General features: G+C 49.9%; 14 protein-coding genes. 13 read left to right on the top strand and 1 reads right to left on the bottom strand.

Going from position 1 to position 16,401, the window contains the following annotated elements:
• Window positions 1-342: 342 nt before the first annotated feature.
• Window positions 343-1,251, bottom strand: a complete 909-nt coding sequence (locus ACVA53_RS22450; RefSeq protein ID WP_255044022.1) for a glycosyltransferase family 2 protein — start codon at window positions 1,249-1,251, stop codon at window positions 343-345.
• Window positions 1,252-1,399: 148 nt separating this feature from the next.
• Between ACVA53_RS22450 and ACVA53_RS22445 the strand changes: the two genes are divergently transcribed.
• The 13 genes from ACVA53_RS22445 (at window position 1,400) to ACVA53_RS22385 (ending at window position 16,389) form a co-directional block, all read left to right on the top strand.
• The gene (locus tag ACVA53_RS22445) at window positions 1,400-2,539 is read left to right on the top strand and encodes a glycosyltransferase (RefSeq protein WP_255044023.1); all 1,140 of its coding nucleotides are present in this window, start codon (window positions 1,400-1,402) and stop codon (window positions 2,537-2,539) included.
• Entirely contained in the window at window positions 2,536-3,933 is a 1,398-nt protein-coding gene (locus tag ACVA53_RS22440) for a lipopolysaccharide biosynthesis protein (protein ID WP_255044024.1), read from the top strand. The genes ACVA53_RS22445 and ACVA53_RS22440 overlap by 4 nt, the downstream gene beginning before the upstream one ends.
• The gene (locus tag ACVA53_RS22435) at window positions 3,926-5,257 is read left to right on the top strand and encodes an O-antigen ligase family protein (protein ID WP_255044025.1); all 1,332 of its coding nucleotides are present in this window, start codon (window positions 3,926-3,928) and stop codon (window positions 5,255-5,257) included. Before ACVA53_RS22440 ends, ACVA53_RS22435 begins: the two co-directional genes overlap by 8 nt.
• Window positions 5,241-5,936: an acyltransferase gene (locus tag ACVA53_RS22430; RefSeq protein WP_255044026.1), complete on the top strand. Its 696-nt coding sequence runs from the start codon at window positions 5,241-5,243 to the stop codon at window positions 5,934-5,936. The genes ACVA53_RS22435 and ACVA53_RS22430 overlap by 17 nt, the downstream gene beginning before the upstream one ends.
• Window position 5,937: 1 nt before the next feature.
• Entirely contained in the window at window positions 5,938-7,065 is a 1,128-nt protein-coding gene (locus ACVA53_RS22425) for a glycosyltransferase (RefSeq protein ID WP_255044027.1), read from the top strand.
• Between the two features lie 116 nt (window positions 7,066-7,181).
• Window positions 7,182-7,523 carry a hypothetical protein gene (locus ACVA53_RS22420; RefSeq protein WP_255044028.1) on the top strand — a complete coding sequence of 114 codons (342 nt, stop codon included), beginning with the start codon at window positions 7,182-7,184 and terminating at the stop codon, window positions 7,521-7,523.
• Window positions 7,520-8,962 carry a sugar transporter gene (locus ACVA53_RS22415; protein WP_255044029.1) on the top strand — a complete coding sequence of 481 codons (1,443 nt, stop codon included), beginning with the start codon at window positions 7,520-7,522 and terminating at the stop codon, window positions 8,960-8,962. The genes ACVA53_RS22420 and ACVA53_RS22415 overlap by 4 nt, the downstream gene beginning before the upstream one ends.
• Complete coding sequence (locus tag ACVA53_RS22410) at window positions 8,959-10,035, top strand: glycosyltransferase (protein ID WP_255044030.1); 1,077 nt, start codon at window positions 8,959-8,961, stop codon at window positions 10,033-10,035. The genes ACVA53_RS22415 and ACVA53_RS22410 overlap by 4 nt, the downstream gene beginning before the upstream one ends.
• Window positions 10,036-10,046: 11 nt before the next feature.
• Window positions 10,047-11,861 carry a sugar transferase gene (locus tag ACVA53_RS22405; RefSeq protein ID WP_255044031.1) on the top strand — a complete coding sequence of 605 codons (1,815 nt, stop codon included), beginning with the start codon at window positions 10,047-10,049 and terminating at the stop codon, window positions 11,859-11,861.
• A 56-nt stretch (window positions 11,862-11,917) separates the two neighbouring features.
• The gene (locus ACVA53_RS22400; RefSeq protein ID WP_255044032.1) at window positions 11,918-12,232 is read left to right on the top strand and encodes an STAS domain-containing protein; all 315 of its coding nucleotides are present in this window, start codon (window positions 11,918-11,920) and stop codon (window positions 12,230-12,232) included.
• A 1-nt stretch (window position 12,233) separates the two neighbouring features.
• Window positions 12,234-13,028: an OmpA family protein gene (locus tag ACVA53_RS22395; RefSeq protein WP_255044033.1), complete on the top strand. Its 795-nt coding sequence runs from the start codon at window positions 12,234-12,236 to the stop codon at window positions 13,026-13,028.
• Window positions 13,025-15,700: an SLBB domain-containing protein gene (locus ACVA53_RS22390; protein WP_255044034.1), complete on the top strand. Its 2,676-nt coding sequence runs from the start codon at window positions 13,025-13,027 to the stop codon at window positions 15,698-15,700. The genes ACVA53_RS22395 and ACVA53_RS22390 overlap by 4 nt, the downstream gene beginning before the upstream one ends.
• A complete protein-coding gene (locus ACVA53_RS22385) occupies window positions 15,697-16,389 on the top strand; it encodes a hypothetical protein (RefSeq protein ID WP_255044035.1) in 693 nt (230 codons plus the stop codon). The genes ACVA53_RS22390 and ACVA53_RS22385 overlap by 4 nt, the downstream gene beginning before the upstream one ends.
• Window positions 16,390-16,401 lie beyond the last annotated feature (12 nt).

The following is a 16,401-nucleotide window of genomic DNA, read 5'->3' as shown; positions in this document are numbered from 1 at the left end:
TTCATTGATAATTCTTTTGTTGACTATCATTTCACGAGTGCCCACACAGATTGCATGGTCAAATTGTTAAAGAACAAAATATCCAACTTATATCAACCTCTTAGCGAAGTTAACTCTCGTTGAACAGGGCAGCCATTCTATCCAAACAAACTTTTGTGTCAAACACTTTTTAAGTTTATTTTTTCTAGCTATTCCCTTACCGCTCGGTAGTGGGCTTTTCAGCGCCGCTCTCCGTGTCGGTGATGCGGCATTATAGAGAGAGAATAATTATTGGCAAGTATAAAAATAAAAATAAACACCAACCGAATAAAAAATACACTAGTGAGAAAAAGTGGATTATTTTTACGACAAAATATTCAATATATCTCGACCCGCCGCTTTCATTCTTTGCTTACTGGGCTGTAGACAAAGCACGGCAAGCTCCTGACAGGCCGAAATGAGATAGGCTTTTTTCAATCGGTTGTACTCAGCTTTTCCCGTCACCCAACGTAAATATCCCGCTAGAAGCGCTGTTGGGTGTTTACTGACCGTGGAACGGTGCTTGTTCAATATTAACTTCATCGCCTTAAGACGCTTATTGTGATCCCGGCTTATCGCATCCGCTCTATCCGAAATATAATGGCATAAATTAATACTGAGAACCCCAACGGCTCCTTTCTCTGCCATTTTTAGCCATAAGTCCCAATCAGAGGCCGATTTCAATTCAGCATCAAATCCCCCTACCTCAACCAAGGCCTGCTTGTTCACCATTACAGTACTGGTTCCTACCACATTTTCGGCAAAGAGTAATGGAGTGAAAACAGGGAAGACAGATACAGGCCCGGAACTGAGCTGTTTGTGAAAACGCGGCCAATAGTCAAAACATCCAATAATTGGCTGCCCCTCTTCGGTCATATGCATGTAATCGGTAAAGCTGAATATCAACTCAGGATTATGCTGATGGAGCGATAACTGCTGGGATAATTTGTTTTCTAACCAATAATCATCAGCATCAAGAAAGGCTATAAGTTCATTCGAGCAATGCTCAATACCATGGTTTCTTGCTTGCGACGCGCCAGATCGTTCAGTCATAAGTAACTTGATATCGGCTTGCTGTGCCAACCACTCCCGCGAACCGTCACTCGAACCATCATCAACCACAATGATTTCAACCGGTATATCTTGCATCCGGATACTCTCGATCGCCCTCGGTAAAGTTGGCAGGCAATTGTAATTGGGGATTACCACACTGACTTCTATTCCTGAGTTCATCACATCCACCTGTTAGTTGTCTTTGTCATTATCCCAATGCAATCCACACGCCAATACGTGTTGGCATCAATATTGGATAGTTAAAGTGAACAAGCAGAGCACTGCATATTGCACAGTGTGTTCAATCGGTAACCGTGAGGATAGAGTAATGAAGAAAATTGGTTATGTGATCCCCGTATTCCCAACGCTATCCGAAACATTTGTTGGGGTAGAAATAAGAGCGATGAAGGCGCTGGGACACTCGGTTCAGCCATACGCCTTTAGCCCAGGGCAATATTTCCAACCGGCGGATGAGGAACTTAAACAGCATTGCCGCTATCTTTCCTCTGCTCCCAAATACCCAATAACGGCGCTTGGAAATGTTTTTAGATGCCATGGTTTTCTCAAGCAGCAGCGCGGGTTTTCCTACCTGTCACTACTACGCCAAGGGTTACAACTGGCTCACCTGGCCAAGAAAGACAACTGCGAACACCTTCACGCCCACTTTGCTTGGCACAGCACCGCAACGGCAATCGTCGCGGCCAAACTACTCAATATCCCGGTATCTTTTGTTGGCCACGGTGCAGACATTTACGCCACACCGCAAGACATTTCCAGCAAGCTGCAAGCCGCTGATTTCATCTGTGCTGTTACCAAAGAAATGCAAATTGAACTGCAAGCTGCAACGGAGCGTCCAGTTTTGCATATACCCTGTGGCATTGATTCAACCCAATACCCGCCTCTAACGTCAGATTGGCACCCCAAAAAAGACTTTCTATTTATCGGACGATTGGTTGAGAAAAAGGGGCTAGACACCCTGATCACCGCATTAAGCCAATTGCCCCCTGACTCCTCCTTGGACATTGTCGGTGATGGCCCGCTATTACCTCAGTTACAACAGCAAGCCCACCAACAGGGGGTCGCGTCCCAAGTTCACTTTCTCGGCCGTAAAGAAGCAGCGTGGTACCGACAACATGCCAATGACTATAAAGCCTTGGTCGCTCCTTTCACTATCGCCCCCAACGGCGACAAAGACACCGGTCCGCTGGTTATCAAGGAAGCCATGGCGCTGGGACTACCGGTTATCACAACCGATCTGGCCGGTTGCAATGAAATCCTTGAAAACCAATATGGCCATCAGGTTCCGATGAATGATCACATGGCCTTGGCACAAGCGATGGCAGCTCACCGACTTGAGCCAGTCACCAAACTCACTGAGCTTCGAGAAAAAGCATTCAATCGAGTCATGGAGCATTTCACCGCCCTCTCTCAAGCCAAAAGGCTGTCAGCACAGGTGGACGCATTATGACTCCAGCCCTGACCATGGCGGTATACGCTGTTGGCTTGATCAGCAGCAAGCTTGTAGCATTATTTCTGCAGCCTTTTGTGACCCAATGGTTGGGGACCGAACAGTTTGGTCGGCTGGATGTACTTGTCGCCTTGGGCAGTTTACTGACATTGATCATGTCTTTTGGGATCAGTGATGCCATTTACCGTTTCGCCCATGAACAGCATGATCAAGACGCAATTTTCCGCAGTGCACTGGGGCTTCTGCTCACCATCGCAGGCGGGTTAACGATTGTCGCCCAGCTAACGGTACCTTGGTTGCAGCAAGCTCTACCCGGCGAACCGCCCTTATTTGCCTTACATTGTTTACTCACGACCCTGTTTCTCAACACCCTGTGCTGTGTCCCCCTGGCTATCTTGCGGATCCGCAATGAAGCCAAACTCTTTGTCACGGCGCAAATCGTATTCGCCCTTATTCAGGGCTTAGGCGTCATGCTGCTAGCCCCTCATTATGGCGTTGATGGGATAATGGCTGCCGGACTCGTCGCCCAGATAGTGCAAGTGATTGTCTTAGCCAAACACTTCCCATCCCCCAGATTGGGCCACATTAGACTTTTTTTACGATATGGCCGGGCGATTACCCTCTCGGGCATACTTAGCTTTGTGATTATCGGCGCTGAACGCTGGGCAATCGCAGACACATTAGGGCTGAGCCTATTGGCGCCGTACGCCGTCGCCATCCAGTGGGCGATTGCGGCAAGCTTGTTACTCGAACCTTTTGGCCTGTGGTGGTTTCCCAAACGCTTTGGCTTAATTAACACTGCAGAAGATCGCCAGCAAGCCGCGGAAATCAGTGTAATAGGCTGCCAATTAAGTTGTTTGGTCGCAGCTGGGATCATTACCATCGGTTCACGATTCTTACTTTGGTGGCTACCTGATGATTTTCACGCCAGTGCCGATATGCTGCCAATGCTCGGTATCATGGTGATGTTCAAACATGCCAGCACCTTGCTCAACATCGGTTGCTACCATCAGAAAGACGGCAAAAGCGTGGTGCTTATCGGCATATTCAGTGCTTGCTGCGCCTTGGGTATCTTATTCTTCATCCTTCCCGAGTATGGCCTTTTCGCATTTATTGGAGCAGGTATTGGGCTTCAACTGTTACGCCTAAGCTTGTTCTATTACTACAGCCAATACTATTTGCCCCTGCCCTATCCGCTAGGCCGACTTGCAACCAGCTATGGCCTGATAACTTTATTACTGACGGCTCATTATCAGCTGACCCCAGCCTACGAAGTTATATGCACTCTGCTGTTAATCAGTCAGATTGTCTGGCCTTGGGGAAAAGCAAAGCTTGCCCTGAGCCGGCAGAAGAAGCTTGATAATTCACTGAGAGCGGCAAAACACTATGAATAGGCTGAACCAGTGGCTCCTCGCCCTCACCAGCAGCGGACTGATATTCTTTTTCTGGATGTCTCAGGGCAACTTGGTGTTACTGGTAAGCCTGCTTTTTGCTCTGCCTTTTGTCATAAACCAGGCATTCCTCATTTGTGTTGGATTTATTATTTTTTCCTACTTCAGGATCCACGAAGCCTTTCCTCTATTAATGCCACTGAAGATCCCCCAGCTCTTAGCCTTGGCGAGCCTCGCCGGGCTTGGGTGGCAACTGTGGTTGCAAAGAGAGACCATCAATTGGCACAAGTTACAAACACTGTTCTTGCTGTTTAGCGCCTGGGTGTTGGTCTCTTGCCTTTGCGCAAGCAATCGTGGTGAAGCTTTTGCCAGTTTTAATGGCAACTTTATCAAAATCGTTATTATGGTTTTCGCTATTAGCTGGCTACCACAACGACTACCGCAGCTGAAAATAATCCCTTACCTTCTCTTGCTCAGTGGCCTATTAATCGGTGGGTTGGCTCTGTTCAACAAAGCCAATGGCATTGGCCTCGTCGAGGGAACTCGGGTCACCATAGGTAGGGATATCGGCTCGATGCTCGGCGATCCCAACGATCTGGCTTTGGTACTTCAATTCCCAGTCTCCTTTGCTATGGCTTACAGTTTCCACGGCCCCAAGTGGCAGCGAGCTTTATCCATCGTCGTACTGATTATCATGATCATGAGTGTACTCGCGACCCAAAGCCGCGGTGGATTATTGGGTATCGCCTGCGTGGTCTTCGCCATGGCCCTGATGAGAAGCAGATCGATTGTGTTACCAACCATCATCAGCGGGATCGGGTTATTGGCCTTGATGCTTCTTGCTGGGATCAGTGACCGCAGTTCAGGCGGAGCCGCTGAGTCGGGGATTGATGAATCAGCGATGGGACGAATTTATGCCTGGCAAGCCGCGTTCAACATGGCCGTCAGTAACCCATTCACAGGCGTCGGCCTCAACAACTTCTATTACAACTACTATTTTTATTCACCACACTGGGATGGCAAGAATCACGCAGTGCACAGTACCTGGCTCCAAATCCTCTCTGAAACCGGATTCGTAGGGTTGGTACTATTCCTGCTAATGGTTATTGGTGCCCTGCGTGTCAGTTACCAGCTTCTCAAGCGGCTTGAACATCATGAAATGAAGCCATTGGCACAAGGGCTATGGCTCGGAACCTTATCATTTTGTGTCAGTGGCACCTTCCTTACCCAAGGCACCACTTGGCCCCTGTACATTTTGATCGGGTTACTACTGGCTTTAGACAGGCTCACCCTGAATCAGGAGGTAAATTATGCGCGCACTCGTTAAGGCCCATCTGGCACCCAACCATTTCGCCATGTTGAAAAATGTCGTTCAACGACTACGTGGCAGCTATATACCTTGTATTCCGCTTTTGCATCATGGTTTGTATCACTTGCATTTAACTATAAAGGAAAGTCTTCATTGCATTTTGCAAAAAGGCTATTTCACCCCAATGTTTATCTCTCGTCTGGCTAACCGCCCCCGCCACTTGCACCTAGACTGTGGCATGCCGCAAATCCTCGGCCCATTAGATATTCATTTAGGTGAAGAATGTCGGCTATCAGGTATAGCAACATACTGCGGGCGGGCATGGGGGGAGGTTACCCCTCGGCTTATCGTAGGTAACAATGTCGATATCGGTTGGCAGAACACCCTAGCAGTCGGGCGAACTATTCGTATTGATGACAATGTCCGGCTTGCGGGTAAAGTTTTTCTCGCTGGGTTTCCCGGCCACCCGTTAGACCCTATAGCCCGTGCCCAAGGTAAACCGGATACCGAGCAGCAAATCGGGGATATTCATCTTTGTCGCAATGCTTGGCTGGGCACAGGCGTGATGGTAATGGCCGGAGTCACGATTGGGGAAGGTAGCGTGATCGCCGCCGGTAGCGTGGTGACTAAAGATATTCCCGCCGGAGTACTGGCTGGCGGCAATCCTGCGAAAGTCATTAAACAGTTGGAGTATTAACATGGAATTTCTCGTTTTCGGAGAAGACTGGGGCCGCCATCCCTCCAGCAGCCAGCATTTATTACAGGCTATCGGACAACAATATGATGTTCACTGGATTAACTCTATTGGCTTACGCCAGCCAACATTGAACCACCGAGACCTAAGACGGATGTGGGAAAAAGTGACGACGCGGGGCAGCAAAACTGACAAGGCGCAAAACACGCACACAGAGAAGCCCACCACTGTCATCAGGCCATTAGTGTGGCCAATGGCGCAACACGCACTTCTTAAAGCACTCAACAGCCACCTCTTGAAAAGGCAACTATCAAAGAAAACATACCAGCGTGTCGTATGGGCCGCACTGCCAAGTGCCGTCGATTACCTTGATATCTGTGATAGTGACTTGGTGGTTTATTATTGCGGGGATGACTTTACAGCGCTTGCAGGTGTGGATCATCAACTTGCCGCCCAAGCCGAGCAACGTCTTATTGCCCGCGCTGATGTCATTTTTGCCTGCAGCCCAGCCCTAAAGGCAAAGTTTCCCACCAACAAAACCGTTCTGCTACCACACGGTGTACATTTATCGCAATTTGCGAAACCTGCTACCCACCCAGAGGATATTGACCCATCCCGTCCTAGCATTGGCTTTTATGGCAGTCTGAATAACTGGCTGGATCAAACACTGATTATCAAACTGGCGAAAGCCCGGCCCCATATCAATTTCTATTTTATCGGCCGCCAAGATTGCGATACCGAACGACTGCGCCAACAACAAAACATCATCCTGCTCCCAGCCAAGCCCCACCACCAGCTAGCTCGCTACCTACAACACTGGACCATGGCTATCTTGCCCTTTATTGATAATGAACAGATCCGATCCTGCAACCCGCTAAAGCTGAGAGAATATTTGGCTGCGGGCTGTCCGGCGATCAGCAGTGCATTCCCGGCGACTACGCCCTACCGCTCTGTCATAACCACAGCCACCAGCACAACCGAATGGCTAAATGCGATCGACCAATACAGCCAATGGACACCTTCACAAAGACAGCATTATTCTCAGCGCGCTTACCAAACTGTTGCTGATGAGAGTTGGGAGTGCCGTGCCCTACAAGCCCTTGAGGTTATTGAACATAACTTATCCCGCTAAAGCCTAATCCTTACCCATGTCAATTATTTCAGACGCTAGATAACAATTTACCTAACTTCGGGCACTTTTTTTGCTACCAATAAATGAAGTAGCAAATTGAAAAGACCGAGGGGAAAATGAGAGAGATAATAATTGCCATCAGTTGCTTGTTAATTTTTGGCTGTGCGTCACAGCCAAAGCAAACAACCCTGACACTATTTTTCAGCCCGGAACAAGTCTCACTGACGGCAGAGCAACAACGCAAGATCAGTGACTTTCTGGCCGATAACCCCTATCACCAGCTTGCCGCCAAAGTGGCACCGGCAGATCTGGCTAACCCTTTTGATGCACTGCTGCAAAGTCAAAAGCGTATTCAAGCCGTCAGCAGCCTATCTAATAGCCAAAATATCCCCTTGCATCTGGAATATGCCCCTAACCAGACCGCCGATACCCTGATATTACAAAGGCAGTCCCCATGAGAGCCCAACTCTTTGCCAAGCTATACCCGCTACTGCAGGCTTTGTGGAATCATCGCTACCTGCTCTTACTGCCGATGCTTATCATGCCGCTACTCATGACTGCAGGCGGAGCGGTAAAGGCCAAGCGCTATTATGCCCAAACCACGATACTGGTGCAGGAGGCTGCAATGCTAAACCCGTTCCTGGAAGATTTATCTATCTCGATGAATCTGCAAAAGCGGATAAAAGCACTGCGGGTGTTGCTCCATAGTCAGTTTGTCCTCGAACAGGTTGCTATCGAACTCGAGCTAGCGCCAGCTCATAACCCAAGCCAAATAAGTGCCGTAGTCAACCAACTCAACAGCAACCTCAGCGTCAACTTGATCGGTAATGACTTGGTTCAATTGGGCTTGAATTGGCACACCCCTAAAGAGATGCCAGGGATCCTAAATAAGCTCTCCGAGTTGTTCCTCGATAAACTCCGCGCTCCCGGCCGCGCGTCGATAGACGGTTCCGAGCTTTTCCTTCAGCAACAGCTCGAATCAACCTTAATCGATTTGGAAAATGCCGAGAGTGCCTTGGCAACGTTTAAATCAGACAATGCCGGTAATTTACCGCAACTACAAGGAAGCCGGATCCAAAATGACGCCCAGATAAATACCCTGATCCAGGAAACCAGACTCGAGCTGCTCAACGCCCAAGCCAAACGGGATAACTTCTATAACCGTCTAGCCAGTACCAACCCGGTTGTCGGAATGCTCGAAACAGAAATAGTCAAAGCCGAAGCCGAGCTCGCCATACTCAGAGCCAGTTACACCGACCGCCACTCCTCGGTAAAAGCCGTCGTTCGTCAGCTAGATCGCCTGAAACAAGAGCGCGCACGACTTGTTGATCAACAACAATCACTCAATGCTCAGGAGGTTGGTCAGCTCTGGCAGCGCATTGCCAGTAACACCCAGCAACTCGATAACCCCAATCAGCCAATCCTGATCAGCCAATTCGAACAGCTACAACAGGCTGAAAGCCAAATTCAATCGCTTGAGGGAGAGCTTGAGCTATTGGAGTCCCAGGCGACACGCTTGCAAGATAAACGGGCCGAGTTTGCCCAGCTGGAAAAAGAGCTGACCGTGTTGCAGCGCAACTATGACGTTAAGGCCAAGATATACAACCAACTGCTCGAGCGTTATGAGATGGCCAAAGTCACCGGCCAACTCGGACGCTTCGAAGAGCCCGACAAACTCAAAATCATTGCTCGTCCCAGCATACCGAGCCAACCGCTAAATTGGCCTTGGTGGATCAACTTCACTATGGGCATCTTTGTCGGTTTGGGGCTAGGGTTGTCATTGGTTTGCGCCGTGCAATTGCTAGACACTCGTCTGTACCAAAGCGGGCAGATTGTCCGCTTAGCAAAAGCCCCAGTACTAATTCGCATTCCCCACTTTTCCGAGGAAACGTCATGACTACCACTACCTTGCAGGTTGTCCAGCACTTGAGTCCCGGCGGTATTGAACGGTTGGTACTCAACCTGGTGCGATTCGCTTCTCCTGATAATCAAGTATATGTTGTTGCACTAGAAGGCAATAAAGATCAGGCGATCGAACAATGGCCCGAGTTGGCACCGCTAGCAGAGCGGTTATATTTCCTCAATAAACCTCACGGTCGCGATATCAAAACCATTTTCAAATTACGACGGCTTATCCGCACATTGCAAGCCAAGGTGATTCACTCCCACCATTTAGGACCACTACTGTACAGTCGCGCAGCGAGCCTAGGGCTGAAAGGGATCACCCACATCCAAACCGAGCACGACAGCTGGCACCTTGAGGATCCTAAGCAGCGGCTACTCACCCGTAGCCTGCTGGCTGGAAGCAACATCCAGCTTGTCGCTGACGCTCCCCGCATTGCCGATCACCTAGAATCCCAAGGGATCTCTGCTGATCATGTGATAATCAATGGGATCGATACCCACCACTATGTGCCAGGCCAGGCTAATCAAGCAAGACATCACCTTCAGGTTCCTACCGATAAATTAATCATTGGTTGTGCTGGGCGCTTAGTGCGAGAAAAAGGGATTGATACCTTGCTAGAGGCATTGGCAGCATTGCCAGAGGTTTATCATGTCGTCGTCGCCGGTCACGGCCCTGAGCGCATTCAATTAGAACACCTGTCGCAGCAACTAGGACTTAGCGAGCGAGTTCATTGGCTGGGGCGATGTGACAATATGCTTAACTTCTACCATGCAATTGACCTGTTCTGTATGCCATCTCGCCAAGAGGGGCTTCCCCTTGCACTGCTTGAAGCCCAGGCCTGCGGCAAACCTGTTATTGCCTCCGATGTTGGCGGGATCCCCGACTTGATCTGTCCTCACAGCGGTCACTTGATCCCAGCAGAGCACCCCACTGTACTTGCCAAAGCCTTGCACGACAGACTTCGCACCCCCATCCATGATTGCCATCAAACCACCCAATATATTCGCCGCCTAGCCGATGTCCGGGAAATGACGGCCTCATATGAGTCGCTAGCTAACAGATAAGGGAAATCACCATGACTATCAGTTGGATTGTATTAATCGCGATGACCATAGTGATTGTCTATCACCACGTCATCTATACCGGGTTGATGATCTGGTTAAGCCGAAAAACACCCATAACTGCTGAGCAACCACCCGGAAACAGCGAGTCACCCTCTTGCGAACCGACAGGCTTACCCTCGATTGCGATTCTCATTCCCGCCCACAACGAAGCAGACTTTATCGAAGCCAAGCTTGCCAACCTATTGATGCTGGATTACCCACCCGAGAAGCTCTCTGTTTGGGTTTGCTGTGATGGTTGCAGTGACAACACTGCAGAGCTAGTCCTTGGATGGCAGGACAAATATGCCGAGTCTGGTATTCAGCTGGAGTGCATCGTTGAGACGGACAATAAAGGCAAAGTTGTGCGCATCAATCAGCTTCTCAGCTTGGTGAAAGACCAGGTCGACTTGATTGCGATGTCCGATGTCTCGGCGCTACTTTCGATTGATGCCCTAACTCACGCCGCAGATAGCTTTAGCGATCCGCAAGTCGGGGCGCTGACCTGTAACTACCTATTGGCCGAAGCCTCCAGTGGTGAACAGCAATACTGGCAATGGCAAAACTCGATTCGCCAAACCGAATCGAAGCTCGGCAGTGTTATGGGAGGCAACGGGGCCTTCTATATCGTCCGCGCACCACTATTTTCCTCTTTACCTGAAGATACCATCAATGATGACTTCATCCAGACGATGCTGGTGATCAAACAAGGCTACCAGGTTCAATTCAACCACTATATCAACAGCGTCGAGCTCTCTCCTTCCACCGAGCAAGATACCTATCAACGCCGGCAGCGGATCGGTGCCGGCAACCTGCAACAGTTGCTCCGCTGTCGCTTCGTGTTCCGCCATGGCCATGATGGCGCACGCTGGCTATTTACCTCAGGTAAAGCCCTGCGAACACTCATGCCATTCACCTTGCTCGGCTATTTCATCTTATCTTTGGCCTTGGCTATCCAAGGTTCAGGGCTTGCTCAACTCTTAACTGCCCTGCAAGTCACCGGATATTTATCAGCCACCTTGCCCCTGTTCGGCATCCACAACAAGCTGACTGATAAGCTGCACTATTTTGTCAGCGGTTATACCGCGTCATTGGTCGGTATGCTTCGTTACTGCATGGGTCACTTTCGCACAGGCTGGCGCCATCTCCCGCCTATATCAAGCTACCAGGCCCAGTCGACCCAACTGCTCAAGCGCATCAGTGATATCTTGCTGGCCACAACCGGTATGGTTTTGACCTTGCCACTCTGGCCGTTGATTGCCCTATTGATCAAACTGGACTCCCCAGGGCCTGTGTTCTACCGCCAAATGCGTGTGGGCAGGATCAGCGAGGAGCAAGTCGAGCTATTTGATGTCATTAAGTTTCGCTCCATGTCCCATAACGCAGAGTCAAAATCTGGCGCAACCTGGGCGCAACAGAATGACCCTCGCATTACCCGGATCGGCCACTTTCTCCGTGTCACCCGGCTGGATGAACTCCCCCAGTTTATCAATGTCATCAAAGGGGATATGGCGTTAATCGGCCCTCGGCCGGAACGGCCGGAGTTTTGTGGCACTTTGCAAAATGCATTGCCATTTTACCTTGAGCGAACGGCAGGGTTGAAGCCAGGGATCACAGGCCTAGCCCAAGTCAGCCAGGGCTATGACAGTGACCTAGAAGACGTGAAAAGCAAAATAGGCTTTGATCACGCTTATGCCTTAGCCCTTAGCTCACCATTACAATGGATCAAAATGGATCTGTTCATTATTTTCAAAACCATTTACATCATGGTGAGTAAACGCGGGCAATAGTTGGCACAGCACTTGTATTGATAGAGGAGGAACATCAACAACACAAAAGGCCAGTTATGAATCAAGCAGTAAATAACACCAATATCGGTCTGACACTTCAAAATGAATTTGACGCCCACCTAGCCAGACAGTTGGAGCCAGAGTTCAAAACACTCAGTCAGACTGATAATGATGAACTGATCATTGATATGACAGAAGTACAATTTATTGACTCCTGTGGAATTGGTGCCATTGTTTTCTTATACAAGCGCTTAAAAAGCCGAGGAAAAACATTACGCCTGCTCAATGTGAACGGCCAACCGCGCCAGCTGATGAAAATGTTAAGGATCGACAAGGTGATCCCTTTGATCACCTCAGCGGAGTTATGTTGATATGGGAAAATTATCAAGCTTGCTAATGATACTGCTGGCCAGTGGCTGTACCACCTGGCCTACCACCGGTGATACGCCATATGCTACGCCGGATGTTGATCAGTGGCATGAGCTTGAGCACCACAGTTTCGAACTCCAGCTGCTGGCAACCCGCGGAGCCAAGCTATGCCTGCCGGGGCAATACCAGCAGCTTACCAACCTCCATGATAAGGCAAATCAAGAAGCCAAGGCCGGATTCACCGACGATGCCGATATCACCTTACTTGCCTATCAAACTCAGTTTGCCAAAATACAGCGCCAGATGGACTGGCTAGAGCACCATACCGAATGCCTCGATACTCGCTATTCCGAGATACAGTTGCGGGATCAATTCCTACTATTAATGCGAGTTGATAACCAGTTCGCCTTTAACCGCACCAAATTACTGCCCGATTATCAAAATGCATTGCGTCGTGCCGCATCGATTCTAAAACGCCAAGATCATTGGCAGCTTCAACTGACCGGACATACCGACACCATTGGCACAGAGCAGAGCAATTACCAACTTGGTATGCGGCGCGCCGATATGGTCCGACGCTACCTTATTGAACAAGGGGTCGATGCCAACCAGATTTCAATTTTCAGTGCTGGTGAAAGAGAATCGTTTGAAGACCCAAGTTCAAGAACACAACGTCTTAGCAACCGGAAAGTCGATGCCAGAGTACTGGTCGACCACCACACCCGGGCACCACATCGGATATATTCACTCAGTGACTGGCATGCCGTTAAAGAGCAGCTAAGCTCGGGTTCGCTATGAGCAGGATGCTACTGATTTTTTTCCTCATCATTATCCCGCCGGCCTGGGGAGCAAATCTGACACCTGGAGACCGAGTATTTCTCCAGCTTCCGGGAGAGAGTGATTTCGATGAGCCGTTTACCATCGACGATCAAGGACAAATCAGGCTCCCGGAAGTCGGCTTGGTGCCAATTGCCGGCTTGAGCCTTCCCCAGGCCGAGGAGCGATTACGCGAACGACTTACAACGATTTACCGCAACCTCGACGAATTCAAACTCAGTATTCTTGAGCAAGTCTTGCGGGTACAAGTCCTTGGCTATGTCGAGGAGCCCGGCATGATTTCGCTCAAACCCGGTGCCAATGTCCAGATGGCGATATCCGCGGCAGGCGGTGCCCGACCCGGAGCACAATTAGATCAATTCAAACTGCTCCGAGATGGCCGCTCCCAACAATTCAATTACAAAGCTTATCTCGACGCTGGCGATCCAGACAAGCTTCCGGCTTTACAAGGTGGTGATACCATCTTTGTCCCGACGTCACCGCTGCTCGGCAACGTCGAAGTTGATTTTGACGCCGCTTCGCTAACAAAGGGGGGAGATGCCAATGAAGAGCAAGGGATCACCATATTTGGTGAATTGCGCAATCCAGGAACCTTCAGTTTCAAACCGGGTATGACGGTAGTCGATGCCTTGATGCGTGCGGAGGGCGTCACCCGCTATGCTGATGTGACAAAAATTCGAGTGATCACCGATAACACCCCCTACCTTTTTGATCTCAAAGCCTACCTAGATACAGGCGTAATGAAGGATTTGCCGCCGGTGAAACCCGGCACTACCATCTTTGCCCCAATAGAAGTCGAAGATATCAATACCACGTCTCGTACTGTCTATGTCATGGGTGAGGTCAAAGCGCCTGGCGCCTACGAAAGCTCGCCCGGAACCGGTTTCATCGATGTGCTGGCCAATGCGGGAGGTCCAACTCGATTTGCTGATACCACTCAAATAAAGCTACTTAGCAATACAAAAGCTTCAATGACAATCAACCTTGTCAAATATACCCAAGCACCGGCTCTGTACCCTTTGCCTGACATGGTGCCGGGCGATGTCATCTTCATTCCGGAAAAAATCGACGTCAACGAAAAATCGTGGCTCAAGGTGACCAACGATCGCGCCATCAAAATTATCGGTGCAGTCAATAACCCCGGACGCTTTGAGTGGAATGACACCATGGGTTTTATGGATCTGTTGGCCCATGCCGGCGGCCCGAAACAACAGACGAACCTGTCGAACATACGTATTGTGCGCGAGAATGCCAAGGCGGATGAGCAAAGGGTCACCTTCTTCGACTTTCTAGCATTCACCAAGCAAGGCAAACCCCAAAGTCAACTGCCGCAGCTACAAGCGGGTGACACCATCATCTTTGATGAGCTACCTCACGACCCAACCGATAACAAAGCCAGCTGGTTGCGTCAGTCAGCACAAGACTCTATCTACATTTTCGGCCAAGTCGGTGCCCCAGGGCGATACGCCTTCAACAGCGAACAAGGATTCCTTGATATTCTCTCCGCCGCTGATGGGCCGACCGGTGAAGCCGATATCCAAGAAGTACTGATCACTCATCGTAATGGTGAAACCACCAAGGTGACCCGATTCAACCTTGCTCGCTACTTCAAAACCGGTAATGAATCCTTGCTGCCCAAAGTGGTTGCCGGTGATGTCATCTTCATACCACAGGTCGATATGGTTGCCGATACCGAGGCTATCAAAGTCATAGGGGCAGTAAAATCTCCCGGCCGCTTCAACTGGAATGTCAGCATGACCTTCCTGGACGTGTTAGCTCTATCTGGCGGGCCGCTGCAACAGGCAAACATCACCAATATTCGGATCATTAAAGAAAACCGCCAATCACAAGATAATGTGTTGTACTTTGATTTGGATAACTTTATCAATGAAGGTGGGAGCTTTACCGCCCTACCCCGACTGGCTGCCGGTGATACCATCGTCATCGACGAGCTGCCCCACGACCCGACTGACAACAAATCCAGCTGGATCCGCCAATCCGCCGATGATTCAATTTATGTCTTTGGCCAAGTCGGCGCACCGGGACGCTATGCCTTCAATCGCGAGCTGGGCTTCCTTGATATCCTTTCTGCAGCCGACGGCCCCAATGGCGATGCCGATCTACGCCAAATTCGTATCAGCCACCGTAATGACAGTACAGCCCGAGTCACCCGTCTCAATCTATCGATGTATTTCGATACGGGTGACGAAACCTTGCTGCCCGAGATCGTTCCCGGTGACGTTATCTATGTGCCTAAACTGGAAGGAAACTGGCTCGATAAGCCGGCAGAGCAAGTCGTCCGACTCATGGGCTCTGTCAACAAACCCGGTCGTTACCCGTTCAACAACCAAATGAACATCCTCGATTTGCTGGCCGAAGCCGGAGGCCCTTCTGACAGTGCTTATATCGAGCGGATCATGATAGTGAATACATCATGTTGCGGCGATAAAGCCCAAACATTCAACCTGCGCGACTACGTCATCGATCCGGCCAGTTACCCCCTACCGCTTTTGCGGCCTGGCGATACTGTTTATGTCCCCAACCTCAATGATTCCGTCGGCGAGCAATGGCGTAAGGGCCTGAGGGATGTACTGGGGATCGTTACCTTGATAGCCCTAGGAGCAGCATTATGAAACCTTGGCTTAGTGGAGAATATGATCAACTTTTTCACCAGATCCATCAACGTAATGCCCGGGTGATCACCTTGGCTGGCGCATCAAGCCAGTGCGGGACATCAACCCACTGTAACTGGTTAGCACGCCGCTGCGCCGAAGATCACAAAGTATTGTTGGTCGATCTTGATCTGGCGGGTTCAGGACAAGGCTATTCCTCTCGGCCTTGGTGTAGTAATGGCGAAGGAGAATCGGAGGCGATACTCCAACTGACAGAGCAACTAGACTTGCTCCCACGCCCAAGTAAAGAGCAAACCATCTTGGAACTGCGCCAACCGAATACCTTTCAGCAAGCACTTGAGCGCTGGAAGCAGGATTACCACTATATCCTTTGCGATGTCGGTACCATGACCAACACCAATTGGCGAAACCTGCCGATCAATGCGCTTAGTCATGCCAGTGATGCAACCATCCTCTGCCTCGCTGCCGCTCAGACGACTGAAAGTGAATTACTGACCTGTGTCAGCAAACTTGAGCAAAATGGTATTACCTTACTAGGCACATTAATCAATGATAAGACCAACCCATCATTAGCCGAAGAAATCATCCGGGTATTAAACGGCAAGGCGCGATGGATACCGCTTAGCCTCAAACGAAAACTGGTCGACTACCTGCAAAGTAGCCCGCTATTACAAGGCAAATACCAATAGCAAGGCCACATA

It is taken from the genome of Photobacterium sp. DNB23_23_1 (assembly GCF_052873815.1).
Note: the sequence above shows the minus strand (reverse complement) of the source record. Positions and strands in the feature narration are given on the sequence as shown.

What these genes read in the sequence shown, in the direction of transcription:
- ACVA53_RS22390 (WP_255044034.1), top strand. Translation starts at nt 13,025, where the DNA reads ATGAGCAGGATGCTACTGATTTTTTTCCTCATCATTATCCCGCCGGCC.
- ACVA53_RS22425 (WP_255044027.1), top strand. Translation starts at nt 5,938, where the DNA reads ATGGAATTTCTCGTTTTCGGAGAAGACTGGGGCCGCCATCCCTCCAGC.
- ACVA53_RS22395 (WP_255044033.1), top strand. Translation starts at nt 12,234, where the DNA reads ATGGGAAAATTATCAAGCTTGCTAATGATACTGCTGGCCAGTGGCTGT.
- ACVA53_RS22435 (WP_255044025.1), top strand. Translation starts at nt 3,926, where the DNA reads ATGAATAGGCTGAACCAGTGGCTCCTCGCCCTCACCAGCAGCGGACTG.
- ACVA53_RS22385 (WP_255044035.1), top strand. Translation starts at nt 15,697, where the DNA reads ATGAAACCTTGGCTTAGTGGAGAATATGATCAACTTTTTCACCAGATC.
- ACVA53_RS22445 (WP_255044023.1), top strand. Translation starts at nt 1,400, where the DNA reads ATGAAGAAAATTGGTTATGTGATCCCCGTATTCCCAACGCTATCCGAA.
- ACVA53_RS22415 (WP_255044029.1), top strand. Translation starts at nt 7,520, where the DNA reads ATGAGAGCCCAACTCTTTGCCAAGCTATACCCGCTACTGCAGGCTTTG.
- ACVA53_RS22430 (WP_255044026.1), top strand. Translation starts at nt 5,241, where the DNA reads ATGCGCGCACTCGTTAAGGCCCATCTGGCACCCAACCATTTCGCCATG.
- ACVA53_RS22405 (WP_255044031.1), top strand. Translation starts at nt 10,047, where the DNA reads ATGACTATCAGTTGGATTGTATTAATCGCGATGACCATAGTGATTGTC.
- ACVA53_RS22450 (WP_255044022.1), bottom strand. Translation starts at nt 1,251, where the DNA reads ATGAACTCAGGAATAGAAGTCAGTGTGGTAATCCCCAATTACAATTGC.
- ACVA53_RS22410 (WP_255044030.1), top strand. Translation starts at nt 8,959, where the DNA reads ATGACTACCACTACCTTGCAGGTTGTCCAGCACTTGAGTCCCGGCGGT.
- ACVA53_RS22440 (WP_255044024.1), top strand. Translation starts at nt 2,536, where the DNA reads ATGACTCCAGCCCTGACCATGGCGGTATACGCTGTTGGCTTGATCAGC.
- ACVA53_RS22420 (WP_255044028.1), top strand. Translation starts at nt 7,182, where the DNA reads ATGAGAGAGATAATAATTGCCATCAGTTGCTTGTTAATTTTTGGCTGT.
- ACVA53_RS22400 (WP_255044032.1), top strand. Translation starts at nt 11,918, where the DNA reads ATGAATCAAGCAGTAAATAACACCAATATCGGTCTGACACTTCAAAAT.